A 24936-nucleotide genomic window follows, 5' to 3' on the forward strand; every position below is an offset into this window, starting at 1 on the left:
GTGAAGCGCGAGGGCCTTACTCGATGATCCCCATGATGTCGCTTTCTTTCATCATCAGCAGCTCTTCGCCGTCGACCTGAACCTCGGTGCCCGACCATTTGCCGAACAGGATCTTGTCGCCAGCTTTCACAGCCATTGCGATCAGCTCGCCGCTGTCCTTGCGTGCGCCTTCGCCGGTTGCGACGACTTCGCCTTCGCTGGGCTTTTCTTTTGCGCTGTCAGGAATGATCAGGCCGCCTGCGGTTTTTTCTTCGCTTTCGGTACGGCGAACCAGCACGCGGTCATGAAGCGGTTTCAATGCCATCTTTGCAGCTCCTTGGGCTCAAAGTTGTTAATCCTCCCCTCGCCGGATGGCGGGGCGTTAGCACTCATGCTTGTCGAGTGATAACGACGCATAGCTAGGGGGTGCAATTCCCCGAGTCAACAAGCCGTGAAGGATTTTTTGAACCGCGGCCCCTATTTGGGCTGATCCCAACTGTAAGCCCAGTGTTTCAGACCCTCTTGTCCGGCATCGGTCAGGGCGTAAACACCCTTGTCGACCTTTTCAAACCAGCCGTAATGGTTCTCTCGCATTAGGCGGGTGGCGGTGGTCACACCCGTTGCCTTGGCAACCTCGGCTCCTTTGGTCGCTCCGCATTCCACCAGATGAGCGGCACATTTCAGCGCATCCTGACGATAGGCAGTGACAATCCCATGCCGCGTAGCCCCGCCTGCATTTGGGTCACCCTCCAACCGATCAAACTCGCGCAGCAGTCGCGCCGCTTTGGCTTTGTTCCTGCGCGGGGCATAAGGACCCGGATCACACTGCACCTCGACTGCCCCATCCGCGCGAACGGTGATCAAGCCCAGCCCCAAACGTCGACACATGGCCAGATTATCCTTCAGTGCCCGACGCGCACTGCGCCCGGTAGGCTTGCACACGCCCAGATAGACCTGATCCGTAACTTTTAAACGCGCCACCGCCTGATGAAACAAGGCCAGAGTAAACCGCAGTTTCAGCTCGACAATAACAGGCTCATCACCTGCGCGCACAGCCACGATATCGGCCGCGCCCACTTCACCCTTGACGGTATAACCCTGACGCTCCAACAGCGCTTTTATGGGGGGATAGAGATCCTGCTCACGGTCCATGGCGCCATGCTAAGTGATTTATTGTGGAATGCCAGACACAGAAAACGCCGACAATTGGTCAACTTGCTTGAACCCAACACTTGGCCAAGGCAAGGTCGCGCCACATATACGTACCGAGTTAATACGGGATGATCCTGATGCGTTTCTTGTTCTTTGTTGCTTTTTTGTTTTTTCCTTTGGCAGCCTATGCGGCCTGCGAAGGGCGAGACCTTCGGCCGGATCTTTCTGCTGACATGCGGGCGCAGCTTGATCAGGCGGTAAGCGGCACCCCGTTTTCTGAAGGCAACCACTGGATCGCGACCAAAGGCGATACAGTGCTGCACATGATCGGAACACTGCACACGAATGATCCACGCATGGATGCCGTTATGGAACGTCTGGCCCCTGCCCTGTCCGACGCGGACGCGTTCTATTTCGAAGTTACCAAGGACAAGATGGACGGATTCGAGCAACAGCTTGCCCAAGACCTCAGCCCTGTTCTGATAACTTCGGGCCCAACCTTGATTGACCTGATGTCTGAAGAAGACTGGGCCGCCCTGTCCACCGGATTGGCCGATCGAGGCATCCCCGGCTGGATGGCCGCCAAAATGCGCCCGTGGTTCCTGAGCATGATGTTGGGTGTCCCGCCATGTATGACCCAGGACGAAGATGCCAGCTATGGCATGGATGCACGCCTGACTGATCTGGCTGTCGAACTCGGAAAACCTCAGTACTCACTGGAAGAAATCGAAGACCTGATGGCGATGTTCAATGAACATCCGCTGGAAAAACAGGTTCAGTCCCTGGTGCGAATGGCCAGCGCCTTTGAAAGCAGCGAAGATCAGCTCGCTACAATGGTCAACGCCTATATCGAGGAAAAACATGGCGAGATTCTTCACTTTGCTCGCCTACAGGGGCTTGAGACTTCGGGCCTGTCACAAGATGTCTTTGACGAGGAATGGGGCAGCTTTGAAGATCAGCTGCTCGTCGGGCGCAACAACAACTGGATGCAGCATATTCTGAATATTCAGGACCAAACAGCAGTCATCGCCGTTGGCGCGGGGCATCTTGCTGACGAATTCGGCCTTCTGAACCAATTGCAACAAGCTGGCTACACCTTGGAACGCGCGCCGTTCTAAGGAAAAATTTACCCTTCGTCGCAGTTTACGCAGGGGCGGGTGACAAGCGCGTCAGACCGCCCTATAAGGCGCGCAAATTTACCTTCCTCAGGACGCAGACATGACAACCCTCGTATTTGGACACAAATCCCCCGACACCGATTCCACCGGCTCTCCGATCCTGTGGTCTTGGTACCTGAACGAAGTCAAAGGCGAACAGGCCGAACCCGTGCTGCTAGGTGAACCCAACACCGAGGCCGCCTTTATGCTGCAGCGCTGGGACCTGCCCAAGCCGCGCATCATCGCAGACGTAGACGCGGACGCGCCAGTTGTCATCGTTGATACCAACAACCCCGCCGAACTGCCTGCCAGCGTCAACAGCGCCGACATTCGCGCCATCATCGACCACCACAAACTGGTTGGCGGTCTGGAAACCAAAGGCCCCATCGACATCACCGTGCGCCCGCTGGCCTGCACCGCGACTATCATGGTTGACCTGATGGGCGACGACGCGGCCAAAATGCCCGACGCCGTCAAAGGCGCAGCGTTGACCTGCATCCTGTCGGACACTCTGGAGTTCCGCTCGCCTACCACCACCGCGCATGACCGCGCAGTGGCCGAGAAACTGGCGGCTGAGCTGGGTCTGGACGTCTCGGCCTATGCCGCTGACATGTTCGCGGCAAAATCGGACGTATCCTCGTTCTCGGACGCCGAACTAATCCGCATGGACAGCAAGGAATACGAAGTCGACGGCACCAAGTTCCGCGTCTCGGTCCTAGAAACCACCGCTCCGGGCGTCGTTCTGGACCGCAAAGCCAGCCTAGCCGCGTCAATGGTGGACGTAGCCAAGGAAGACGGCGTTGATCAGGTATTGCTGTTTGTCGTCGACATCCTCAACGAAGAAGCCACTCTGCTTGTGCCCAATGACCTTGTGAAGGGCGTGGCCGAGAAGAGCTTTGGTGCGTCAGTAAACGGCGACGCCGTGGTTCTGCCCGGAATCATGAGCCGGAAAAAGCAGATCATCCCCAACCTCAAAGTGTGATCTTCGTAGCACCACAAACAAAAGGCGCCTGTATCGGGGCGCCTTTTTTTCGTTAAGACACAAGATTTTGCATAGAGCGTATCCGTTGATAGTCTGGTGCGGATAGTCTTGCTTGGGTCTTGGTCGCAGGAATGAGTAAACGAAAATTCAGCACCACCAGGGATATCCTTCGGTTCGAAGGGCATGACCGAGCGGCCTACTGGCGCAGATTTGCGATGCTTTTGACATTGTCGGTGGTGATCGCGACCATGGGGATGCTTCGCGATTCAGGCGCAGTGGTGATTGCCGCCATGTTGGTCGCACCGTTGATGACACCGATACTGGGGATAGCTGCCTCGATGGTCATGGGGTGGCTGGGACGTGCGTTTAAGCTTGCCCTGATTGTAAGCGGGGCGGCAGTTATCTGCGTCTTTCTGGCCTGGTTTCTTGTCTATATCGCCGATGTTCCCCGCGGAATTCTGATCCCAGATCAGGTTCTGGCGCGTACCGATCCCGGAACTGAAGATCTGATCGTTGCCTTGGCGGCTGGCGTCGCCGGAGCGTATGTGCAGATAAATCGATCAGAAGTTAGCCTGCTGCCAGGTGCTGCGATCGGCGTGTCTTTGGTGCCCCCGTTATCCGCCTCGGGGGTATTGATGTATTTTGAAGAAGCGGCTGAAGCTTATGAGGCCGGCTTGCTGTTCGCAACAAACCTTGGGGCGATCATCCTATCGGCTTGCGCGGTCTACATCGTGTACGCTGCTCGTTCGGTGGTTTTCAGCAAGGGGCGTCGCAAGCTGAACTTTACTGCCAGCGTCGTTGTGACCTTGGCGTTCTTGACCTTCGTTGTCATTCAATTGGGCAAGTCGACATATAACCGCTATCTGGAAACCCGGACCGAAGCGCAATTGGCGCAGACAATTCGCGATTGGGCTGACCCAGTCTCGGTCGAGATTATTCGCGTCGACGTCAACGCTCAACGCAAGCAAGCCGATATCTGGCTGATCGTTGACCTGCCAATTGAAGCCGCGTTCAAGGTGTCTTCAATCGCAGGCCTCCTGCCGGAAAGCCTGCGCGAGAACCCCCTAGTCGACGTGCTGCGCAACGAGTTGGGGCCGGGTTATCTGGTTGTCGTTCGCTTTCAGAACAGGATCGGTGCCCAGGTCATTCTAGGCACTGAAAACGTTCAACAGGCACCAGACGTCGAGGAAATCAGTGAAGACAACTGATCGCATACGGCTATTCATTCAGAAAATTTGCAGCTGGGATGGTCAAAAGACCGAAGCTTTGACATAGCTGGCACAACTTCGACTCCAGACCCTCGGGGGCAGCTCAATGACTCAGATTATTCACAAACTTGATGAAATCTCCGATCGCTACAAAGCGCTGTTTGTCGACCTCTGGGGCTGCGTGCATAACGGCATAACCGCCTATCCCGAAGCCGTGGCAGCGCTTCAAGGTTATCGCGCCAAAGGGGGCATTGTTGTTCTGGTCACCAACTCGCCCAAGCCCCGCGCGGGGGTGGCCGAGCAACTGGAACAATTCAACGTTCCCAACGATGCATATGATACGATCGCCACAAGCGGAGACTCGGCGCGCTCAGCTATGTTTCGAGGCGCTGTAGGCGAAAAAGTTTACTTCATGGGAGAATGGGCGCGCGATGCTGGCTTTTTCGAGCCACTGAAGATTTTGCACCACCCAATTCAAATCGAGCGTGTGCCACTGGATCAGGCCGAAGGGATTGTCTGCTGTGGACCATTCGATCCAATGGCCGACCCTGACGTCAACCGCGCGGATTTCCTTTATGCCAAGCAGAAGGGCATGAAACTTCTCTGCGCCAATCCAGATATCGTGGTCGACCGGGGCGAGGTTCGGGAATGGTGTGCGGGCGCTTTGGCCAAGCTCTACACCGAGATGGGGGGCGAGAGCCTTTACTTCGGCAAGCCGCATCCGCCGATCTATGATCTGGCGCGGCGGCGGCTGCAGGAGCTGGGTCACGATATCTCGGATGGGGATATTCTGGTCATCGGCGACGGCCCACATACCGACATTCTTGGGGGCATGGGTGAGGGGATTGATTCTCTGTTCATTTCGGGCGGACTGGCTGCGGCGGAAACCAAAACGTCGCACCATCCGCACCACGAGTCCTTAACCGATTATATCGCAAGGGAAAACATCAACCCCACCTATACGATCGGACGGCTACGTTAGTCAGAAAAGACTTGATTTTCTGCAGTTGCGAAGTAATAAAGTTACCCAACTTGGGTGACTTTGGTTTTTTTGTTGCCCACTGAAATCGAGTGAGGGTGACATGTTGGACAATCTTCCGCGCGGCACGATCTGTATTGAAGACATCGAAATGGGCATGACCCGCCACCTGCGCAAAGTGGTGACGGACGAGGATATCGAAATGTTCGCGCAGGTCTCGACCGACCGTAATCCCGTGCATCTAGATGACGACTATGCCCGCGACACAATCTTTGAGGGGCGCATTGCCCACGGGATGTTGACGGCCGGCCTGATCTCGGCCGTGATCGGTGAACAACTGCCGGGCCACGGCACAGTTTATATGGGGCAGTCGCTGAAATTCCTGGCCCCCGTTCGCCCCGGTGACATGGTCTACGCCGAGGTCAAGGTGATCGACATCGACTTTGCCAAGCGACGGGTCAAGCTGGATTGCCACTGTGCGGTGGACGGCAAAAAGGTGTTGATGGGCGAGGCCATGGTGCTGGCACCATCGCGCAAGTTCGACTGACGTCTCAAACCCTTGAACCTGCCTCGCAGTCCCGCTAGGCAGGCGCTATGCGCATTATTCGGGATTTCCAGTTTGTCGAGCCTCAGGACCGTAGTGCCAGTGTGGCCATCGGCAACTTTGATGGCGTTCATATCGGCCACCGTTCAGTGATCGAGCTGGCACGTAACGCCGCGCCCGACGCGCCGCTGGGTGTGATGACGTTCGAGCCGCACCCGCGCGAATATTTTGCGCCCGACAGCCCGCCCTTTCGCCTGATGCGCGGCAATGCCCGCGCGCATCGGTTGCAGAAACTAGGAGTGCAGAAGCTTTATGAATTGCCCTTCAACGCGGCGCTGGCCGGGCTGACGCCCGAAGAATTCGCACGCAATGTGATCTGTGACGGGCTGGGGCTGTCGCATGTGGTGGTCGGGGCCGATTTCTGTTTCGGCAAAGGCCGCAGCGGCACCGCCGATGATCTGGTGCGGTTCGGGGCCCAGATGGGCTTTGGCGTCACCATCGCCCCCTTGATGGAGCGGTCGGAAAACGTCGTGTCTTCGACCGCGATCCGTACTGCGCTGTCGGAAGGTCGCCCGCGGGATGCCGCCGCGATGCTGGGCCACTGGCACCGGATCGAGGGCGAGGTGATTGGCGGCGAACAGCGCGGACGCGAGCTGGGTTATCCCACCGCCAACATGTCGATCGAGGGGCTACACCCTCCGAAGTTCGGCGTCTATGCGGTGCTGGTTGATGTGCTGGATGGCCCGCATCAGGGCAGCTATCACGGCGCGGCCTCGGTGGGCACGCGCCCCATGTTTAACGGCGAAGTCCCCAATATCGAGACGTTCCTGTTCGATTTCTCGGGTGATCTTTATGGCGCGACGCTCTCGGTTGGTCTGGTCGAATACCTGCGCCCCGAGATGACGTTTGACGGGTTGAACGGGCTGATCACCCAGATGGATGCAGATTGCGAAAAGGCCCGTGCGCTACTGGCAGCGCTATGACCACCGACCCGATTGACCGCAACGGCCTGTCCGCCCGCTTCTGGGAACGCAAACCGTTGACCAAGATGAACCAGCGCGAGTGGGAGGCGCTGTGCGACGGCTGCGGTAAATGCTGCCTCAATAAGCTGGAAGACGAAGATACGGGCGAGGTTGCCCTGACCTGCGTTGCCTGCCGTCTGCTGGACGATGAGACCTGCCGTTGCACCCAATACGACATCCGCCACCAATTCGTGCCGGAATGCATCGTGATGACGCCCGATAATATCGATGAACACGCCTATTGGCTGCCCCAGACCTGCGCCTATCGGCTGCTGTGGGAGGGCAAACCCCTTTACGACTGGCACCCTTTGATATCTGGTACGCCCGACAGCGTACACGCCGCCGGGGTCTCGGTTCAGGGGCGCACGGTGTCCGAGTTCGAAACCCCCATGGAAGAGTGGGAAGACTATATCATTGAGGAGCCCAACTGATGTATTTCGCCTCTGACAATTCCGGACCGGTTCACCCGCAAGTGATGGCCGCGTTGAGCGCCGCGAATGAGGGCTATCAGATGGCCTACGGGGCCGACACGCTGATGAACGAGGTGCGCGACCGTATCCGTGGTATCTTTGAAGCGCCGGGGGCAGCTGTCTATCTGGTGGCGACCGGGACGGCGGCGAATTCTTTGGCTCTGTCGACGCTGGCGAACCCGTGGGACACCGTGTTTTGTTCCCCCGTTGCGCATATTCACGAGGACGAGTGCAACGCCCCGGAATTCTACAGCGGCGCCAAGCTGACGCTGGTGCCCGGTGGTGACAAGATGACGGCAGACGCATTGCGCAGCACCATTCTGGCCGAAGAAACTCGCGGTGTGCATGGGCCGCAACGCGGGCCAGTCTCGATCACGCAGGTGACCGAGCGAGGTTCGGTTTATTCGCTGGAAGAGTTGCAGGCGCTGTGCGTTGTTGCCAAGGAATACGGCCTGCCGGTGCATCTGGACGGTGCGCGGTTCACCAATGCGCTGGTCGCGCTGAACTGTTCTCCGGCCGAGATGACATGGAAATCGGGTGTTGATGCGGTCAGCTTTGGCGGCACAAAGAACGGACTGATGGGGGTCGAGGCGGTCGTCTTTTTCGACGAGACCAAAGCCTGGGAGTTCGAGCTGCGCCGGAAACGTGGCGCGCATCTGTTTTCGAAACACCGGTACTTGTCGGCTCAGATGGCCGCCTATCTGCAGGACGACCTTTGGTTGCAGATGGCGCGTCAGGCCAATGACAATTGCGCACGTCTGGCTGACGGGCTGCGGGCCAAGGGGGCCTCTTTCCTGCATCAACCGCAGGCAAACATGATCTTCGCCGAATTCTCGCGCGCGCGGCACAAGCAATTGCACGACGCGGGTGCAGTCTATCATCTGTGGGGCGGAGAGCTGAACGGGGCCGATGACGCAGAGCCGCTTGCTTGTCGTCTGGTCTGCGACTGGTCGATCAGCCCTGAACAGATCGACCAGTTCATCGCACTACTGTAAGGTCAGCACTTCCGAAGGCTGCCCATCCCAGAAATCGCGTATCACGCGCGCCATGTCCCGAGGATGCGTGATCGGGGCCATGTGCCCTGCCCCTTCAATGACACAGCCCGAGGCATTGGGCAGGCGTTGTTGCAGCCCTTCACAGATCGCGGGCATCGCGGGATGTGTACGTGACCCGTTGACCAATAGAATGGGCATATTTGCGCGGCTCATCATATCGGGGGCCAGCAAGCCCTTTTTATCCTCGAACAAATCATCTTTAACCGCAGGAACAAGATGCACACCGCGGGTCATTGCGGCACGGGTCCGTTCGGGTAGGTCCGGCCAGCGAGGGCTGTCATCGGTGCTCCACATCCTGTTGAAAAGGCGCGCGGCCAGTTCCATATCACCGTCAGCTAAAGCCTTTGCATAAGGTTGCGCCTCATGGTCATGCTGCGCCAGCAGATCAGGCGCGCCCTGCTTGGCAACGGCAAAGAATACCGGCTCGATCAGAACCGCACTGCGGACCAGATCTGGGTGTTCCATCGCCAGGCGCAGCGCGATCATCGCGCCAAAGGAATGACCGATGACATCCATCGGCTCTGTCAATTGCTCGACAGTCTGTTCGGTCAACAAATCGAACAGATCGCCCTGTTCGTTCCAATCGGGGCTCTTACCGTGTGAGGGCATATCGGGCGCGACAAATGTCGCGTCATCCCCCAACACGCCCGCCAACCCTGCCCACGCCCCAGAGTGAGCAATCGTGCAATGCAGGGCCAGCACTTTGCGCTCGCCCTGCCCCAAGGTTCTGACGTGAACCGACGGCATCAAATCCTTCACCCTTTCATCTCGCTCAGGTGACGGTCCAGGTCCTCTAGCCGGTCCTGTCCCCAGAACCGTTGACCATCTTCGGTGATATAGAACGGCGCACCAAACGCGCCTTTGTCTACGGCCTCCTCAAGATTGGCGGCATAGGTATCGGCCCCGACCAGCAAGCCGCTATCGGCCAGAGAGGGATCGAACCCTGCGGAAGACAGGCATTCACGGATCACTTCGTCCTGCGCGACGTCTTTTTCTTCGGCCCAGCAGGCGCGAAGAATGGAATGAACCAGCTGTCCGACATCACCCGAGCCTTCCTTGGCGGCGGCTATCACAGCGTAAGAGGACGGTGCCATATTCGTGGGCCAATGAGCAGGTTTCAGGTTGAACTCCATTCCCAGATTCTTGGCTTGCCGCTGCAGTTCCTGCGCCCGGTATTCGATGCGCGAAATGTGCCGGTCCTTCGGTGGAGTTCCCCCGGTGCGTCCGAACAGCGCCATGATATCCAGCGGCTTGTAGTTGATCGTCGCGCCGTGCTTTGCCGCGACCTCTTCAAGCCGGTTTCCGGCCAAGTAGGTGAAGGGCGAAATTGTCGCAAAATAGTAGTCAATGGTGGCCATGTTCACTTTCTCCGCTGCGTTGTCTTTGCTGGACGGTAAGGCCGTGGTAAGCGGTGTCAACATCACGAATCTGTCACATTTGCCATTGCTGCCCGGGGACTTCAGCCGATGCCGACACTCCACGAACCCAAGCTGATCGCTGGGAACGCCAATCTTCCGCTTGCCGAATCCATTGCCCGCCGCATGAGCCTGTATCGCGGCGTCGATCAGGGCCTCGTCGATGCGCGCGTCGAACGCTTTAACGACGGTGAGATTTTCGTCGAAGTGTTCGAGAATGTGCGCGGCGAGGATATGTTCATCGTCCAGCCGACCTCGAACCCGGCAAACGACAACCTGATGGAGCTTCTGATCATCGCCGATGCACTGCGCCGTTCGTCCGCGCAGCGGATCACCGCCGTGATCCCCTATTTCGGCTATGCCCGTCAGGACCGCCGCACCAAGGCGCGCACGCCGATTTCAGCCAAGCTGGTCGCCAACATGCTGACCGGCGCCGGGATCGAGCGGGTTCTGACCATGGACCTGCACGCCGCGCAGATTCAGGGGTTCTTTGATATCCCGGTGGACAACCTCTATGCCTCGCCGATCTTTGCGCTGGATGTGAAAAACCAGTTCAAGGACCAGATGGATGAGATCATGGTGGTCTCACCCGATGTGGGCGGCGTGGCCCGCGCGCGCGAGTTGGCCAAACGGATCGAAGCGCCGTTGTCGATCGTCGACAAACGCCGCGAAAAGGCGGGTGAAGTGGCCGAAATGACTGTCATCGGCGACGTCAAAGACAAGATCTGCCTAATCGTGGACGACATGTGCGATACCGCCGGAACTCTGTGTAAGGCGGCTCAAGTGCTGCTGGATAACGGCGCGAAAGAGGTGCATTCCTATATCACCCACGGCGTCATGAGCGGCCCAGCGGTGGAACGTGTGACAAACTCAGTCATGAAGTCTCTGGTTCTGACCGACACGATCCAACCCACCAAAGAGGTCGCCAAAGCCAAGAATATCCGGATCGTGCCGACCGCGCCGATCTTTACACAGGCAATCCTGAACATCTGGAACGGCACCTCGGTATCGTCCTTGTTCGAGGACAAGACCCTGACCCCGATCTACGAATCCATGTACCACATGGACTGATTGACAAGGGTGGCGCGGCCACCCTTTTCGTACCAACCCAACAGGCAGGAGCGTCCCGTGACAGCCGCAAAACGTATTGTTCTTTCCAGCGACCATGCCGCCATCGATCTGCGTCAGGCCATCGCCAAGCATGTCACTGACCTCGGATGGGAGGTCGTGGACATCGGGCCGAAGACACCCGAGAGCACGCACTATCCAATCCACGGCAAAGCCGCAGCCGAAGCCGTCGCATCCGGCGATTGTCAGCTGGGCATTATTCTATGTGGCACTGGACAGGGCATCATGATGGCGGCAAACAAAGTGCCCGGCATACGCTGTGGCGTGTGTTCTGACGCATTCTCGGCCCGGATGATCCGTCAGCACAATGACGCCAACATGCTGTCCATCGGCGCGCGTGTCGTCGGTGAAGGGCAAGCGCTGGACATTGTCGCCGCGTTCCTTGGTGCCGAGTTCGAAGGTGGCCGTCACGCGACCCGCGTCGGAATGATCGAAGCATCAACTGACTGACACTTGACCACGGGCATCAGGAGATGTCCCAATCATCCTCATGCGCAACCTCGCCGATCGCGGTCCACGTCACCCTAATCCGTGCGATTCGCGTGTCTGACCAAGTGCGGAACACTGCGTCGAATCCTTCGTTCGTAGTGTTTTCGGCCTTCACTTCGGCCCGCAACGCCGAGGTTGTGTCCACATCCCATAGGGATATACCGATCTGAACAACCGGCGCAGATCGGAACGGCTGGCGAAACGTCACAGCCGAGCGTCTCTCGCGCGTACCGTTGCCGGTCCACATGTCACCACCGTTGGAAAATTCGGAAAACACCACGGTCTCGCCTTGGTCGATACCAATAGGATGGGTTCGAAACGTCTTCATTTTATTGTCTGTTCTTTATCAATTCCCGAAATCTAATTCGGCTTCATGATGAAATCACGACAAAAAAACGGCCCTACTGTCGCAGGGCCGTTTCTAATGATCCATTTGCAACAAGCCGTTACAGGCTCATATGCGTCCCAAGCGCTTCCATGTCGGCCAGCAGCTTGGCTGCATCGTCTACGATCGACTGATCGTCGCCAGACTTTGCGGCCTCGTGCGAAGCGCGGGCTTCCGCGATCAGGTCGTCCAGATGCGACCGGGTCACTTCGGCAACCGGGATAGCCTTTTCAGCCAGAACCGACAGGCCGTCGCCGTTGATCTGGGCAAACCCGCCGGTGACCAGGTATTCGCTGGCTCCTGCAGGTGCCTCAACCTTCAGCAGACCAGGGCGCAGCGTCGTGATGGTGGGGGCATGATCGGGCATCGCCGTCATGTCCCCATCCGCGCCGGGAAGCTGGACCGCGGTGGCCTCAAGCGAAGCAAGGCTCCGCTCGGGGCTGACTAGGTCGAATTGCATCGTGTTTGCCATCAGGGATACTCCTTAGGCGGCTTCTGCGGCCATCTTTTCCGCTTTGGCGATCACTTCGTCGATGCCGCCAACCATCAGGAAGGCCGCTTCGGGCAGGTGATCGTATTCGCCAGCGACAACAGCTTTGAACGACGCGATGGTCACGTCCAGAGGAACCTGAACGCCCGGCGAGCCGGTGAAAACCTGTGCAACGTCGAACGGCTGCGACATGAAGCGTTCGATCTTACGGGCACGGGCCACGGTCAGTTTGTCTTCTTCCGACAGTTCGTCCATGCCGAGGATGGCGATGATGTCCTGAAGCGACTTGTAGCGCTGGAGGATCTGCTGAACGTCGGTCGCAACCGCGTAGTGCTCTTCACCCACAATCGCGGGGTCCAACAGACGCGAGGACGAGTCGAGCGGGTCAACAGCCGGGTAGATACCCTTTTCCGAGATCGCACGGTTAAGAACGGTGGTTGCATCCAAGTGAGCAAACGATGTTGCCGGCGCGGGGTCGGTCAAGTCGTCCGCGGGAACGTAGATGGCCTGCACCGAGGTGATCGAGCCCGACTTGGTCGAGGTGATGCGTTCTTGCAGGGCGCCCATGTCGGTAGCCAGCGTCGGCTGGTAGCCCACCGCCGAAGGAATACGACCCAGCAGAGCCGAAACCTCGGATCCCGCCTGCGTAAAGCGGAAGATGTTGTCGACGAAGAACAGAACGTCGGTGCCGGACTGGTCACGGAACTGCTCGGCCAGTGTCAGGCCGGTCAGAGCAACACGCGCACGCGCTCCCGGAGGTTCGTTCATCTGACCGTAGACCAGGGCCACCTGCGATTCCGACAGGTTGTCGGGCTTGATGACGTTCGATTCGATCATTTCGTGATACAGGTCGTTGCCTTCACGGGTCCGTTCACCAACACCCGCGAACACCGAGAAGCCCGAGTGCACTTTTGCGATGTTGTTGATCAGTTCCATGATCAGAACGGTTTTGCCAACGCCGGCACCGCCGAACAGGCCGATCTTACCGCCTTTGGCGTAGGGGGCCAGCAGGTCCACAACCTTGATGCCGGTCACAAGGATTTCCGACTCGGTCGACTGTTCCGCGAACTCGGGCGCGGGCTGGTGAATCGCGCGGGCCTCGGTTGCTTCAACCGGGCCTTTTTCGTCGATCGGCTCGCCGACCACGTTCAGGATGCGGCCCAGGGTGGCATTGCCGACCGGAACCGAGATCGGTGCGCCGGTGTCGGTCACAACTTCGCCACGGACCAGACCTTCGGTCGCGTCCATCGCAATGGTGCGGACGGTGTTTTCGCCCAGGTGCTGAGCAACTTCCAACACCAGGCGCTTGCCGTTGTTGGTGGTTTCCAGCGCGTTCAGAATTTCAGGCAGTGCGTCATCAAACTGGACGTCGACGACGGCCCCGATGATCTGTGTGACTTTGCCTTTTGCATTCGCCATGTTTCGTCTCCGGTATGTCTCTACAGCGCTTCGGCGCCGGAAATAATTTCAATCAGCTCGTTGGTGATCACGGCCTGACGCGAGCGGTTGAACTGGATCGTCAGCTTGTCGATCATTTCGCCCGCGTTGCGTGTCGCGTTGTCCATTGCGGACATCCGTGCACCCTGTTCAGACGCTCCGTTTTCGAGCAGAGCCGAGAAGATCGCGGTGGCAACCCCCTTGGGCAGCAGGTCGGCCAGAATGGCCTCTTCGCTGGGCTCGTAGTCGAAGATGGCACCGCTGTCGTCACCTGCCGCGTCGTCCTCGAACGAGGCGGGGATGATTTGCTGTGCCGTCGGGATCTGGGTCACGACGTTGACGAACTTCGAGTAGAAGATCGTGGCAACATCGAACTCAGCCCCGTCAAAGCGGGACAGGATGTCCTTCGCGATGTCCTGCGCGTTGGCATAGCCAATGCGCTTGACCTCGCTCAGGTCGACATGTCCAACGAACAGATCGCCCAAATCGCGCTTGAGCGCGTCGCGGCCTTTCTTGCCAACGGTCAGAACCTTGACCGTCTTGCCTTTGCCGCGCAGCTCTTCCGCCTTTTGGCGGGCCAGCTTGGCGATGTTCGAGTTGAAGCCGCCGCAGAGGCCGCGTTCAGCTGTCATCACAACCAGCAGATGGACATCATCGCTGCCCGTACCACGGAGCAGCTTGGGGGCGCTGTCGCTGCCCCCGACCGAAGCCGCCAGCCCCGCCATCACGGCATTGAACCGCTCGGCATAGGGACGCGAGGCTTCGGCAGATTCCTGGGCGCGGCGCAGTTTTGCAGCCGCGACCATCTGCATGGCCTTGGTGATCTTGCGGGTCGATTTGACCGACTCGATCCTGTTTTTAAGGTCCTTCAGACTAGGCATCGGAACCCCCCGTTACGCGAAGGTCGCGGCGTATTCGTCGATCGCTGCCTTGATCTTGTCGGACGCGTCACCTTTGATCTTGGGATCTTCGTCTGTCAGCCATTTCAGCAGGTCGGCGTGCTTGCCGCGCAGGTGCGCCAGCAGACCGGCCTCATAGCGGCCAACGTCCGAGACGTCGATCTTATCGAGGTAACCGTTGGTGCCCGCGAAGATGACGCAGACGATTTCCGCGTTGGTCAGCGGCGAGTACTGCGGCTGTTTCATCAGCTCGGTCAGGCGCGCACCACGGTTCAGCAGCTGCTGGGTCGCGGCGTCGAGGTCCGAACCGAACTGCGCAAACGCAGCCATTTCGCGATACTGAGCCAGCTCCAGTTTTACCGGACCAGCGACCGATTTCATCGCGTTGGTTTGGGCCGACGAGCCCACACGCGAAACCGACAGACCGGTGTTCACAGCAGGACGGATGCCCTGGTAGAACAGTTCGGTTTCCAGGAAGATCTGACCGTCGGTGATCGAGATCACGTTGGTCGGAATAAACGCCGAAACGTCGCCACCTTGGGTTTCAATAACCGGCAGAGCGGTCAGCGAGCCTGCGCCGAAATCTTCGTTCAGCTTCGCCGAACGCTCCAGCAGACGGGAGTGGAGGTAGAAAACGTCACCAGGATAGGCTTCACGTCCGGGCGGACGACGCAGCAGCAGGGACATCTGACGATAGGACACAGCCTGCTTCGACAGGTCATCATAGATGATCAGCGCGTGGCGGCCGTTGTCGCGGAAGTATTCGGCCATCGCGGTCGCCGAGTACGGCGCCAGGAACTGCATCGGCGCCGGGTCGGACGCGGTTGCGGCCACAACGATCGAGTATTCAATCGCGCCGGATTCTTCCAGCTTCTTCACCAGCTGCGCAACGGTCGAACGCTTCTGACCAACAGCCACGTAGATGCAGTACAGTTTCTTCGACTCGTCGTCGCCTGCTGCGTCGTTGTAGACTTTCTGGTTCAGGATGGTGTCCAGAGCAACGGCGGTTTTACCGGTCTGACGGTCACCAATGATCAGCTCACGCTGGCCACGGCCGATCGGGATCATCGCGTCAACCGATTTCAGGCCGGTTGCCATCGGCTCGTGCACCGATTTACGCGGGATGATGCCAGGGGCTTTGACGTCTGCAACGCCACGCTTGGAGGCATTGATCGGGCCTTTGCCGTCCAGCGGATTGCCCAGACCGTCAACAACACGGCCCAGAAGTTCGTCACCGATCGGAACGTCCACGATCGAGTTGGTGCGCTTGACGGTGTCACCTTCTTTGATGTCACGGTCAGAACCGAAGATAACGACACCGACGTTGTCGCTTTCCAAGTTCAGGGCCATGCCCATGATGCCACCGGGGAATTCGACCATCTCACCGGCTTGCACATTGTCCAGGCCGTATACACGGGCAATCCCGTCACCGACGCTCAGCACGCGGCCGATTTCGGCCACTTCTGCTTCCTGACCAAAGTTCTTGATCTGGTCCTTCAGGATTGCAGAAATCTCTGCAGCTTGGATTCCCATTTATCCGACCTCTTTCATTGCATTCTGTAGGGAGTTCAGCTTCGAACGGATCGAGCTATCGATCATCTTCGAGCCCACTTTAACGACAAGACCGCCGATGAGGCTTTCATCCACGGTCGCATTGATTGTCACGGTCTTGCCCACACGCTCGGACAGCGTTTTGGACAGTTTTTCCATCTGTGTCTTGGTCAGGGCCTTGGCCGAGGCGACATCGGCGGTTACTTCGCCACGCTCTTCGGCCAGCATGTCGCGCAGAACCTGCACCAGCTGCGGCACGACAAACAGGCGGCGTTTTTGCGCCATCAGACCCAGCGTATTACGCAGTATCGCGTTCAGGCCCATCTTGTCAGCGATCGCTGTAATGGCGCCTTCCTGTTCGGCGCGCGAAACCAGAGGCGAAGCGATCAGGTTACGCAGTTCGGCGCTGTCGCCCAATGCTGCTGCCAGATCGTTAATTCCGGTCTCCAGACCTGCGAGGTCTTTATTCTCTTTCGCGATCTCGAAAATCGCAGTGGCATAGCGCTCGGCAATGCCTGTGGAAATCGAAGCTGGTTCGGACACGTCCACCCTTCCGATATTTGAGGCCCCGAATTCGCGTTGCGGCAGCTACCCCGGGGGCGTGAAGAAACCCCGGCCATACGGTCGGGGATCAAAATCACCGGGGATGTAGCAGAGCCGAACACAGCTCGCAACATATTATCACGAGGGCAGCCTTATCCACAAAATGTTTGATTTCATGGAGTTACGCAGGGTGCGACCCTTTTGTCCGGTTGGAAGGGACTAAAAATGTTACGAAAGTGTAGGTTTTTGCGATTCCTGTGACCATTTTCCCGCATTTTCTTCGCGTGGCGGAGTTCCAAAAGTGGACAAAAGTTAGGCGGGCTTCAGCAAACCGTCCAACGCCTTGATCGGCCGACGAACAGGATCCTTTGTGACGCTGCCGCTTGGAGGCCGGATGTGTTTAGTTGCTTCGACCATCAAGACACCTCCGGCCATGACCGTGGGAATCCGCTGACCCGTCTTTTCAATCAAACTGCCCGACTTGAGCCAAAATCGGCGGAATGACGGCGGCAGATACAATGCTGAACAATGGCTTTCCGGTTCAAAATGATGCGCCCGAAGCTGGTTTTCTAACTGCGTCGCTGAATAAGGGCGTCCAAAGCCAAACGGCGTCCGGTCCGTTCGCGACCACAACCCCGCGCGGTTGGGCACAATAAAGAACGCGCGCCCTCCGGGGCCCAGAACCCGCCAGCATTCATTTAACAGCTCGCTCGGCCGTTGCGAGGTCTCAAGCCCGTGCATCACCACCAGCTTGTCCACATGCCCGGTCTCAATCGGCCACATCGTCTCTTCCGTCAGGACCGAGACATTGGGCATCCCTGCGGGCCACGGCATCACGCCTTGCGGTCCAGGCATCAGCCCGATCACCCGCCGGGCATCTGCCAGATAGGGACGCAGCAAGGGTACGGCAAAGCCAAACCCAGCGACCGTCTGGCCCTTGGCTTCGGGCCATTGCGCGATCAACCGACCCCGGATCGCCGCCTGCGCCGCACGCCCCAATGTGCTGCGGTAGTAGAAATTCCTAAGATCCTGCACATCAAGATGCATTGCGGACACCCGGTCAATCGGCTTAGCTTCGGCGCAGTCTAGCAACGAAAGGGCAAAAGGCCATGCCTCTTGAGATCGTCACCATCCCATGTCTCAGCGATAACTACGCTTTTCTGGCGCATGACGCCGCAAGCGGCAACACCGCATTGATCGACGCGCCAGAGGCTGCCCCCATTCTGGCCCAGCTGGACCAGCGCGGCTGGAAACTCAGCCACGTGTTACTGACGCATCACCACTTTGACCATGTGGACGGGTTGCCCGGAATTCTGGAAAAGCACCCCGCTAAAGTCATAGGGGCCGCTGCGGACGCGCATCGTTTGCCCCCTTTGGACCAACAAGTCAGCGAAGGCGATACGTTTGAGTTGGGCGGAGAGACGGTGCAAGTGCTGGATGTCTCGGGCCATACAGTTGGACACATCGCATTCTATATGCCGCAAAGCGCCGTTGTATTTACCGCCGACAGTTTGATGGCTTTGGGATGTGGTCGCCTGTTTGAAGGAACCGCCCCGCAGATGTGGGACTCATTATCCAAGCTGGCCGCTTTGCCCGACGATACTCTGGTGTGTTCGGGTCACGAATATACGCAATCCAACGCCAAATTCGCTCTGACCGTCGACCCAGACAATGCCGCGCTGCGCGAACGCGCGACGGATATCGACCGCGCCCGTGCCGCTGGCGAACCTACGGTGCCGTCAAGTTTGGCGCTGGAAAAGGCCACAAATCCGTTTCTGCGCGCCGCTGATCCGGCGATTCAAGCGCATTTAGGGATGTCGGGCGCTGAACCCGCTGCGGTATTTGCAGAAATTCGGGCTAGAAAAGACAGGTTTTGATGCCTATTTCACCCGCTTCACGGCCACGGTCACAATAAATGTGACTGTCAAGTGAAAGAAAACCCTTGAAGCCGGGCCATGATCAACCAAACTCTAATAGTATGAGGACACGGTTGGGTTGGGGATCCGGCCTAAAGCCCGCGCCCCTTCCGACCCAAGACAGAGGAGCACCCGCGTGCCTTCATTCTCGAGCACATTAGAACAAGCCATTCACGCGGCCCTTGCGGCTGCGAACGAACGGCGACACGAATTCGCCACGCTAGAGCATCTGCTGCTGGCGCTGCTGGAAGAACCGGACGCGATCCGAGTTATGAAAGCCTGCAGCGTCGATCTGGATGAGCTGCGCAGCACTCTGGTCGAATTCATCGACGAAGACCTGTCTAATCTGGTTACGGATATCGACGGGTCCGAGGCTGTGCCAACGGCCGCTTTCCAACGCGTGATCCAGCGCGCCGCCATCCACGTTCAAAGCTCGGGCCGGACCGAGGTCACGGGCGCAAACGTGCTGGTTGCGATCTTTGCTGAACGCGAAAGCAACGCGGCCTATTTCCTGCAAGAACAGGACATGACACGGTATGACGCGGTGAATTTCATCGCACATGGCGTCGCCAAAGACCCAGCTTACGGCGAAAGCCGATCGGTCTCGGGCGCGGATCAGGTCGAGGACGAAACGCAACCCTCTGCTGGCGAAGGTGAGCAGAAGGAAAGCGCACTTGGCAAATACTGCGTTGATCTGAACACCAAATCCCGTGCAGGGGATGTAGATCCGCTGATTGGCCGCGCGGATGAGGTTGAACGTTGCATTCAAGTGCTTTGCCGTCGCCGCAAGAATAACCCGCTGTTGGTGGGTGATCCGGGCGTGGGGAAAACCGCTATCGCCGAAGGTTTGGCCCATAAAATCGTCGTGGGCGAAGCGCCCGATGTGCTGTCCGAAACCACGATTTACTCGCTGGATATGGGCGCTTTGCTGGCGGGCACGCGTTATCGCGGTGATTTCGAGGAGCGACTGAAAGCAGTCGTAACCGAATTGGAAGAGCATCCCGATGCCGTGCTGTTTATTGACGAGATTCACACGGTCATCGGCGCAGGAGCCACTTCGGGCGGCGCAATGGATGCGTCGAACCTTCTGAAACCTGCCCTACAGGGCGGTAAACTGCGCACGATGGGTTCGACCACCTACAAAGAGTTCCGGCAGCATTTCGAAAAGGACCGCGCGCTTAGCCGCCGGTTCCAGAAGATCGACGTGAATGAGCCTTCGGTCGAGGACAGCGTGAAAATCCTGCGCGGCCTTAAACCGTATTTTGAAGAGCATCACGCGATCAAATACACTGCGGACGCGATCAAAACGGCGGTGGAACTGTCGGCGCGCTACATCAATGACCGCAAACTGCCTGACAAGGCTATCGACGTGATTGACGAGGCCGGTGCAGCTCAGCATTTGGTCGCGGAAAGCAAGCGTCGCAAAACCATCGGCGTGAAAGAGATTGAGGCCGTGGTCGCCAAGATCGCGCGCATCCCGCCCAAGAACGTCACCAAGGACGATGCCGAGGTTCTGAAAGACCTTGAGACCTCGCTGAAACGGGTGGTGTTCGGTCAGGACGACGCCATTGTCGCGCTGTCCAGCGCGATCAAACTGGCGCGCGCGGGCCTTCGTGAACCTGAAAAGCCCATCGGTAATTACCTGTTCGCAGGTCCGACCGGTGTGGGCAAAACCGAAGTGGCGAAACAGCTGGCAGATACGCTGGGTGTAGAACTGCTGCGTTTCGACATGTCTGAATACATGGAGAAACACGCCGTTTCTCGTCTGATCGGTGCGCCTCCGGGTTATGTCGGGTTCGATCAGGGCGGTCTTCTGACTGACGGCGTTGACCAGCATCCGCATTGCGTGCTGCTGCTGGATGAGATCGAGAAAGCGCATCCGGACGTCTTTAACATCCTGCTGCAGGTTATGGATCATGGTGAGCTGACGGACCACAACGGCCGCACGGTGAATTTCCGCAACGTTGTGCTGATCATGACCTCGAACGCTGGCGCTCAGGAGCAAGCCAAGGCCGCGATCGGCTTTGGACGCGACCGTCGCGAAGGCGAAGATACCGCTGCGATTGAACGGACCTTCACACCGGAATTCCGCAACCGTCTGGACGCGGTGATTTCGTTCGCGCCGCTGCCTAAAGAGGTCATCCTTCAAGTTGTCGAGAAATTCGTGCTGCAGCTTGAGGCACAGTTGATGGACCGCAATGTGACCTTTGACCTGACACCCAAGGCCGCCGAATGGTTGGCGGACAAAGGGTATGACGACAAGATGGGTGCGCGCCCGCTGGGCCGCGTCATTCAGGAACACATCAAGAAGCCTTTGGCCGAGGAGCTGCTATTTGGCAAGCTGGCCAAGGGCGGCGTGGTCCGCGTTTCGGTCAAGAAAGGCGATCTGAACCTGGAAATTCTGGGCCCCGATCAGCCCCGCATACCGGGCGACAAACCACCCTTGCTCACAGCTGACTGATCGATGAGAAAAGAAAAACCCGCCTAATGCGGCGGGTTTTTCATTGCACCGTTATATCGGTTGATCCCATAGCGGTGTTAAATACGGCTTCGACCTCTTCCTGCGAGCCAAGCGATACGCTGACAAAAACGAACGGGCATAACGTACGCCTTCACCCCCTTGAGAAAGGGCAGACAAAAGTGCGATGCCAATATCTCGGGCTTTTCTAATCGATCCGGCCTGGCTTGGATCGAAATATTCGAAGTCAATAAAGCGTATTCTGTGCCCGTCCCAGCACATGTCCCGAAATGCGGGGCGCCCATGCGCCAAATCCGCTGCATGCAAACGCGCGAGTGCTTGCCCGGCCGCACTGCAGGCTGCCAATTTCTCCACTTTGGTTACAAGCGGGTCGCCGCATAAGGCACTCAAACTATGCCCTGCGTCTTCGATTACAAAATAGCTGTCGCTTTCCAGAAGAACCGCCGGAACTGGAACTCCGCAACTGCGCAGGAAGCGATGCGATCGACGATCCCTATCAAAAGCTTGCCCGGGCAACCCTTTCACAACCCAAAGGTGTGGACCTGAACGCTCGATCCGTTTGAGCCAAACCGCGGCCCCACAGCGCATTTCGCACCTTGTTACACGACGGTAAGGAGCCCTTAGTGCGCTATCAACAATATAGCGAAGTTCCGAAACGCCTGCTTTCACGATCCCTACCCGTTCAACCTAGGGTACATATATAGGGATGCGCGTGGCCTTTTCCATGCGACTACGCCGCTATTTTAGCGTAGGTTCAGACCGTCTCAAATCAGAGATACACAATCAGCGTTCGGTCAGTTTCAGCTCGATCCGGCGGTTCTGGGCGCGGGCTTCTGGCGTGTCCGCCGGGTTTACAGGCTGAAACTCACCAAACCCGTTGGCCGCCAGGCGGTTCGGTGGGATACCCAGCGCTTCGACCATGTACAGCACGACCGACAACGCGCGGCCCTGGCTAAGTTCCCAGTTATCGCGATAACGACCTGATCCTGCCAGCGGGACGTTGTCGGTATGACCATCGACCCGGATAACCCAGTTCAGCCCTTCTGGGATCTCGGCCGCCACGGTCCGCAGGATGTTGGCAACCTTTGCGACCTCTAGCTGGCCTGCGGGGGACAGGACGGCCGAGCCGGTATCAAACAAAACCTCGGAGGAAAACACAAAGCGGTCTCCTTCGATCCGAACACCCTCCTGATCCCCCAAAACATCCCGGAGTCGGCCGAAGAATTCCGAGCGATAGCGCTGCAAATCCTCAGCCTGAGCAGCCAGTTCTTCGTTCTGACCCGAAAGCTTTTCGGCTTCGGCTTCCAACCGGACGCGCTCAGCCTCTTCCAGAAGTCGGCGGCGCCGCTCTTCCGAGGCCGCACGGGCAAGTGCAGCGTTCAGATCCTGCCCCAACGTCTGAATGCGGATGTCGGCGGCAGCGTTTCGCTCTTCGTAGTCGTCCAGCAAGGCTTGCAAACCGCCCAGCTGGTTACGGAGGGCGGCCATCTGCTGATTCAGCAGCGCGGTTTGGCGCTGCGCTTTTGCGGAAACCGCCTGTTCTGCCGAGATCGCTTCGCGCGCGACGGCCAGCAGCGCAGCTCTTTCCTCTGCTAGCGTGCGCTGCTCCTGCGCTTCGGTCTGGGCCTGCGTGCGCGCAGCCAAGGCAGCTTCAAGCTGGGCTTGCAACTCCTCAGTATTCAACTCGCCGAACTGACGCTCCAACTCTGCCTTGGCGGCTTGCGCCGCCGCAAGAAGGGTAAGCGTATCCTCGGCCTCTTTCCTTTGCGCTTCTAGCGCAAGCGTCATGGCCGTCAGTTCCGCATCCGCATCCTGAAGCCGGTTTCGCAGGTTTTCTGCCGCTGCTGCCTCGGCCAATCGGGCGGTTTCTTCTGCGCTTAGCTGCTCTTCGAGCTCGGAAATCAATGCCTCTTGCGCCGTGCCGCTTTGTTCGAGATCAGCAACAAGTGCCTCAAGCGCCTCACGGCGCGCGGCTGCCAGACGCGCGGCCTCGGCCTGTGCGTCAATTTCCGAACGGCTTTGGGCAAGGGCAAGGTTCAACGCTTCTTGTTCGGTCAACAGGGTCTCACGTTCCGACTCCAGCGACGCGATGGCCCCGCGCGCGCGTTCCTGATCTGCAAGAAGCGCCGCGACCTGATCTTCAAAATTAGTTAGACGCAACTGAGCATCAACAAGTTCGCCTTCGACTTGGGACAAGGTCGAATTCAAAGCTCCCAACCGCGCCTCAAGCCGACTGTTCTCACGCTCTTCCAAACCCAGCGCGTTGGCCAACGCGGCAACCTCGCCAGACAAGGCAGACAGCTCATCTTCCTGACCCGAGATCGTTTCGCGCAGAACGAATTGCACGACCATGAAAATGGTCAGGACAAAGGTCAGCACCATCAACAGCCCAGTGATCGCGTCCACGAAGCCTGGCCAGACAGAGCCCTGAAACCGTTGACCTGTGCGGCGAGACAGGGCCATGGGTTATTCTCCATCCGGAGTGGTGCGAACGGCGCCCCGTGGCAAGGTCAAAGCCTTGACCAACAGTTCAATATCTTTGCGCAGTTCGCTCATGCTTTCCTGGCGACCTGCCGAGATTTCTTCGAGAATACGAAGCAACTGAACATCCATGGACCGCAGGCGCATGCGGCTTTCGGCATCGATCCCATCGCCAGTGCCTTGCTCGCGCATGTGGTCCAACAAGGCATCCTGTCCCAGAGCAACGCGTTCCAGCGCGGCTGTGACCCCTTCGGCCTCGGACTGGCGCATGTTCATTTCACCTATCGAACTGACCAGCTGATTCAGGTTGGCGGACACCGATGCGCGGTCGGCCTCTTGCGCTTCGAAAAGATCCTGCAACGCATTCATCTGTTCCGACATTGCATCCAGTACAGGAGTAAGAACCGCCAGTTCAGCCCCACCTTCATCACCAGAAGCGAACCCGACTCGTGTGATTGACGACAGCCACTCTTCCAACTCGCGGTAGAACCGGCTTTGCCCGTGACCTGCAAACAGTTCAAGCAGGCCGACGATCAACGATCCGGCCAAACCCAAAAGCGATGACCCAAAGGCCACACCCATACCCTGCAACTGCGCCTCGAGCCCGACCATAAGGCGGTTGAAAACAGCCAGCCCTTCTTCCCCTTCTTGGGGGTTTAGGCTGCGGATCGTGTCAACGATGGCCGGAACAGTTGTCGCCAGACCAAAGAAAGTGCCCAGCAGGCCCAGATAAATCAGAACATTGGTGATGTAACGCGTGATCTCGCGTTCTTCCTCAACCCGTTCTGCTACCGAATCCAGAATGGACCGGGTCGAGCTAGAGCTGATCTGAGACCGCGCCCCACGTTCCCGCAGCAGCGACGCCAGAGGGGCCAAGAGCTGCGGGGTCCGAGCGTCTTCGCGTACAACGCCACCGACGAAGGCTTCGATCCAACGAACCGAGCCGATCAGCTGTGTCACCTGATAAAAACAGGCCAATACGCCGATGCCAAATACCAGCAGGATGAACCCGTTCAGGTAAGGGTTGGCGTAGAAAACAGGCAGAACATAGGGCAGAGCCATAAAAACTCCGCCACCCGCCAGCGCAATCGCAACCAACATCGTTACGATCTGACGAATGGGTTGCGAGAAATGCGGTCTCGCGCTTTGATGTGCCTGCGCCATGCGCGTGGTTC

Annotated in this window: 25 protein-coding genes; 12 read left to right on the top strand and 13 right to left on the bottom strand. The window is 58.2% G+C overall.

The genetic code is table 11. From position 1 onward, the window contains the following. Window positions 1-16: 16 nt before the first annotated feature. Window positions 17-304 (bottom strand): co-chaperone GroES, encoded by a 288-nt coding sequence (gene groES / locus AC2TAD_RS11885; RefSeq protein WP_170352338.1) that lies wholly within the window; start codon window positions 302-304, stop codon window positions 17-19. 152 nt (window positions 305-456) lie between these two features. Beyond that, a complete protein-coding gene (locus AC2TAD_RS11890; protein ID WP_480867869.1) occupies window positions 457-1131 on the bottom strand; it encodes a DUF2161 domain-containing phosphodiesterase in 675 nt (224 codons plus the stop codon). A gap of 137 nt (window positions 1132-1268) precedes the next feature. Between AC2TAD_RS11890 and AC2TAD_RS11895 the strand changes: the two genes are divergently transcribed. The 8 genes from AC2TAD_RS11895 to AC2TAD_RS11930 all read left to right on the top strand — a co-directional run bounded on the left by AC2TAD_RS11895 (window position 1269) and on the right by AC2TAD_RS11930 (window position 8488). Continuing rightward, window positions 1269-2249: a TraB/GumN family protein gene (locus AC2TAD_RS11895; protein ID WP_480867871.1), complete on the top strand. Its 981-nt coding sequence runs from the start codon at window positions 1269-1271 to the stop codon at window positions 2247-2249. A gap of 100 nt (window positions 2250-2349) precedes the next feature. Next, the gene (locus tag AC2TAD_RS11900) at window positions 2350-3270 is read left to right on the top strand and encodes a manganese-dependent inorganic pyrophosphatase (RefSeq protein WP_170756422.1); all 921 of its coding nucleotides are present in this window, start codon (window positions 2350-2352) and stop codon (window positions 3268-3270) included. Between the two features lie 131 nt (window positions 3271-3401). Next, on the top strand, window positions 3402-4478 hold the full coding sequence (locus AC2TAD_RS11905) for a DUF389 domain-containing protein (protein WP_170753394.1): 1077 nt from the start codon (window positions 3402-3404) through the stop codon (window positions 4476-4478). Window positions 4479-4584: 106 nt separating this feature from the next. Beyond that, window positions 4585-5460, top strand: coding sequence for a TIGR01459 family HAD-type hydrolase (locus tag AC2TAD_RS11910; protein WP_170352333.1), 876 nt, complete (start codon window positions 4585-4587; stop codon window positions 5458-5460). Between the two features lie 100 nt (window positions 5461-5560). Continuing rightward, window positions 5561-6004: a MaoC family dehydratase gene (locus tag AC2TAD_RS11915; protein WP_170352332.1), complete on the top strand. Its 444-nt coding sequence runs from the start codon at window positions 5561-5563 to the stop codon at window positions 6002-6004. Window positions 6005-6051: 47 nt separating this feature from the next. Beyond that, window positions 6052-6984: a bifunctional riboflavin kinase/FAD synthetase gene (locus tag AC2TAD_RS11920; RefSeq protein WP_480867874.1), complete on the top strand. Its 933-nt coding sequence runs from the start codon at window positions 6052-6054 to the stop codon at window positions 6982-6984. Further along, window positions 6981-7454, top strand: a complete 474-nt coding sequence (locus AC2TAD_RS11925) for a YcgN family cysteine cluster protein (protein WP_170783791.1) — start codon at window positions 6981-6983, stop codon at window positions 7452-7454. Before AC2TAD_RS11920 ends, AC2TAD_RS11925 begins: the two co-directional genes overlap by 4 nt. Further along, window positions 7454-8488 carry a threonine aldolase family protein gene (locus AC2TAD_RS11930; protein WP_480867875.1) on the top strand — a complete coding sequence of 345 codons (1035 nt, stop codon included), beginning with the start codon at window positions 7454-7456 and terminating at the stop codon, window positions 8486-8488. The genes AC2TAD_RS11925 and AC2TAD_RS11930 overlap by 1 nt, the downstream gene beginning before the upstream one ends. On the opposite strand, the gene AC2TAD_RS11935 is transcribed toward AC2TAD_RS11930, so the two are convergent. After that, window positions 8480-9307: an alpha/beta fold hydrolase gene (locus AC2TAD_RS11935; protein ID WP_480867877.1), complete on the bottom strand. Its 828-nt coding sequence runs from the start codon at window positions 9305-9307 to the stop codon at window positions 8480-8482. The two genes, AC2TAD_RS11930 and AC2TAD_RS11935, sit on opposite strands and share 9 nt — an antisense overlap. Next, a complete protein-coding gene (locus AC2TAD_RS11940) occupies window positions 9304-9906 on the bottom strand; it encodes a DsbA family protein (RefSeq protein ID WP_480867980.1) in 603 nt (200 codons plus the stop codon). Before AC2TAD_RS11940 ends, AC2TAD_RS11935 begins: the two co-directional genes overlap by 4 nt. Before the next feature lie 108 nt (window positions 9907-10014). Between AC2TAD_RS11940 and AC2TAD_RS11945 the strand changes: the two genes are divergently transcribed. Beyond that, window positions 10015-11034 (top strand): ribose-phosphate pyrophosphokinase, encoded by a 1020-nt coding sequence (locus AC2TAD_RS11945; protein ID WP_170352327.1) that lies wholly within the window; start codon window positions 10015-10017, stop codon window positions 11032-11034. A gap of 57 nt (window positions 11035-11091) precedes the next feature. Next, entirely contained in the window at window positions 11092-11541 is a 450-nt protein-coding gene (rpiB, locus tag AC2TAD_RS11950) for a ribose 5-phosphate isomerase B (protein WP_480867879.1), read from the top strand. 16 nt (window positions 11542-11557) lie between these two features. On the opposite strand, the gene AC2TAD_RS11955 is transcribed toward rpiB, so the two are convergent. From AC2TAD_RS11955 to AC2TAD_RS11985, 7 genes are all read right to left on the bottom strand, one after another. Then, window positions 11558-11908 (bottom strand): H-type lectin domain-containing protein, encoded by a 351-nt coding sequence (locus tag AC2TAD_RS11955; RefSeq protein ID WP_170352325.1) that lies wholly within the window; start codon window positions 11906-11908, stop codon window positions 11558-11560. Window positions 11909-12026: 118 nt separating this feature from the next. Further along, window positions 12027-12437 carry a F0F1 ATP synthase subunit epsilon gene (locus tag AC2TAD_RS11960; protein ID WP_170753407.1) on the bottom strand — a complete coding sequence of 137 codons (411 nt, stop codon included), beginning with the start codon at window positions 12435-12437 and terminating at the stop codon, window positions 12027-12029. Between the two features lie 12 nt (window positions 12438-12449). Next, window positions 12450-13874: a F0F1 ATP synthase subunit beta gene (gene atpD, locus AC2TAD_RS11965; RefSeq protein WP_170352323.1), complete on the bottom strand. Its 1425-nt coding sequence runs from the start codon at window positions 13872-13874 to the stop codon at window positions 12450-12452. 20 nt (window positions 13875-13894) lie between these two features. Then, window positions 13895-14773, bottom strand: coding sequence for a F0F1 ATP synthase subunit gamma (locus AC2TAD_RS11970; RefSeq protein ID WP_170768996.1), 879 nt, complete (start codon window positions 14771-14773; stop codon window positions 13895-13897). A 12-nt stretch (window positions 14774-14785) separates the two neighbouring features. Next, window positions 14786-16324, bottom strand: coding sequence for a F0F1 ATP synthase subunit alpha (atpA, locus tag AC2TAD_RS11975; RefSeq protein ID WP_170352321.1), 1539 nt, complete (start codon window positions 16322-16324; stop codon window positions 14786-14788). Beyond that, the gene (locus AC2TAD_RS11980; protein WP_170352320.1) at window positions 16325-16885 is read right to left on the bottom strand and encodes a F0F1 ATP synthase subunit delta; all 561 of its coding nucleotides are present in this window, start codon (window positions 16883-16885) and stop codon (window positions 16325-16327) included. It lies immediately after the preceding gene. 312 nt (window positions 16886-17197) lie between these two features. Next, window positions 17198-17932, bottom strand: coding sequence for a methyltransferase domain-containing protein (locus tag AC2TAD_RS11985; protein ID WP_170352319.1), 735 nt, complete (start codon window positions 17930-17932; stop codon window positions 17198-17200). A 62-nt stretch (window positions 17933-17994) separates the two neighbouring features. Here AC2TAD_RS11985 and gloB point away from each other — a divergent pair, with 62 nt between their 5' ends. Together gloB and clpA are read left to right on the top strand one after the other, a co-directional pair. Then, a complete protein-coding gene (gene gloB, locus AC2TAD_RS11990; protein ID WP_480867882.1) occupies window positions 17995-18762 on the top strand; it encodes a hydroxyacylglutathione hydrolase in 768 nt (255 codons plus the stop codon). Window positions 18763-18937: 175 nt separating this feature from the next. Then, the gene (clpA, locus tag AC2TAD_RS11995) at window positions 18938-21262 is read left to right on the top strand and encodes an ATP-dependent Clp protease ATP-binding subunit ClpA (RefSeq protein ID WP_170352317.1); all 2325 of its coding nucleotides are present in this window, start codon (window positions 18938-18940) and stop codon (window positions 21260-21262) included. Window positions 21263-22063: 801 nt separating this feature from the next. On the opposite strand, the gene AC2TAD_RS12000 is transcribed toward clpA, so the two are convergent. Together AC2TAD_RS12000 and AC2TAD_RS12005 are read right to left on the bottom strand one after the other, a co-directional pair. Then, window positions 22064-23743 carry a peptidoglycan -binding protein gene (locus AC2TAD_RS12000; protein WP_480867884.1) on the bottom strand — a complete coding sequence of 560 codons (1680 nt, stop codon included), beginning with the start codon at window positions 23741-23743 and terminating at the stop codon, window positions 22064-22066. Window positions 23744-23746: 3 nt separating this feature from the next. Next, window positions 23747-24925 carry a biopolymer transporter ExbB gene (locus tag AC2TAD_RS12005; protein WP_170352315.1) on the bottom strand — a complete coding sequence of 393 codons (1179 nt, stop codon included), beginning with the start codon at window positions 24923-24925 and terminating at the stop codon, window positions 23747-23749. Window positions 24926-24936: the final 11 nt, after the last annotated feature.

The sequence above is a fragment of the Ruegeria sp. HKCCD7628 genome, assembly GCF_057221005.1.

Excerpts from the sequence above, each read along its gene's own strand:
- AC2TAD_RS11895 (WP_480867871.1), top strand. The coding sequence starts at position 1,269 with ATGCGTTTCTTGTTCTTTGTTGCTTTTTTGTTTTTTCCTTTGGCAGCC.
- AC2TAD_RS11900 (WP_170756422.1), top strand. The coding sequence starts at position 2,350 with ATGACAACCCTCGTATTTGGACACAAATCCCCCGACACCGATTCCACC.
- AC2TAD_RS11920 (WP_480867874.1), top strand. The coding sequence starts at position 6,052 with ATGCGCATTATTCGGGATTTCCAGTTTGTCGAGCCTCAGGACCGTAGT.
- AC2TAD_RS11905 (WP_170753394.1), top strand. The coding sequence starts at position 3,402 with ATGAGTAAACGAAAATTCAGCACCACCAGGGATATCCTTCGGTTCGAA.
- AC2TAD_RS11940 (WP_480867980.1), bottom strand. The coding sequence starts at position 9,906 with ATGGCCACCATTGACTACTATTTTGCGACAATTTCGCCCTTCACCTAC.
- atpD (WP_170352323.1), bottom strand. The coding sequence starts at position 13,874 with ATGGCGAATGCAAAAGGCAAAGTCACACAGATCATCGGGGCCGTCGTC.
- gloB (WP_480867882.1), top strand. The coding sequence starts at position 17,995 with ATGCCTCTTGAGATCGTCACCATCCCATGTCTCAGCGATAACTACGCT.
- AC2TAD_RS12005 (WP_170352315.1), bottom strand. The coding sequence starts at position 24,925 with ATGGCGCAGGCACATCAAAGCGCGAGACCGCATTTCTCGCAACCCATT.
- AC2TAD_RS12000 (WP_480867884.1), bottom strand. The coding sequence starts at position 23,743 with ATGGCCCTGTCTCGCCGCACAGGTCAACGGTTTCAGGGCTCTGTCTGG.
- AC2TAD_RS11890 (WP_480867869.1), bottom strand. The coding sequence starts at position 1,131 with ATGGACCGTGAGCAGGATCTCTATCCCCCCATAAAAGCGCTGTTGGAG.
- AC2TAD_RS11985 (WP_170352319.1), bottom strand. The coding sequence starts at position 17,932 with ATGCATCTTGATGTGCAGGATCTTAGGAATTTCTACTACCGCAGCACA.
- groES (WP_170352338.1), bottom strand. The coding sequence starts at position 304 with ATGGCATTGAAACCGCTTCATGACCGCGTGCTGGTTCGCCGTACCGAA.
- AC2TAD_RS11915 (WP_170352332.1), top strand. The coding sequence starts at position 5,561 with ATGTTGGACAATCTTCCGCGCGGCACGATCTGTATTGAAGACATCGAA.
- AC2TAD_RS11970 (WP_170768996.1), bottom strand. The coding sequence starts at position 14,773 with ATGCCTAGTCTGAAGGACCTTAAAAACAGGATCGAGTCGGTCAAATCG.
- AC2TAD_RS11930 (WP_480867875.1), top strand. The coding sequence starts at position 7,454 with ATGTATTTCGCCTCTGACAATTCCGGACCGGTTCACCCGCAAGTGATG.
- AC2TAD_RS11945 (WP_170352327.1), top strand. The coding sequence starts at position 10,015 with ATGCCGACACTCCACGAACCCAAGCTGATCGCTGGGAACGCCAATCTT.
- AC2TAD_RS11925 (WP_170783791.1), top strand. The coding sequence starts at position 6,981 with ATGACCACCGACCCGATTGACCGCAACGGCCTGTCCGCCCGCTTCTGG.
- AC2TAD_RS11955 (WP_170352325.1), bottom strand. The coding sequence starts at position 11,908 with ATGAAGACGTTTCGAACCCATCCTATTGGTATCGACCAAGGCGAGACC.
- atpA (WP_170352321.1), bottom strand. The coding sequence starts at position 16,324 with ATGGGAATCCAAGCTGCAGAGATTTCTGCAATCCTGAAGGACCAGATC.
- AC2TAD_RS11910 (WP_170352333.1), top strand. The coding sequence starts at position 4,585 with ATGACTCAGATTATTCACAAACTTGATGAAATCTCCGATCGCTACAAA.
- AC2TAD_RS11960 (WP_170753407.1), bottom strand. The coding sequence starts at position 12,437 with ATGGCAAACACGATGCAATTCGACCTAGTCAGCCCCGAGCGGAGCCTT.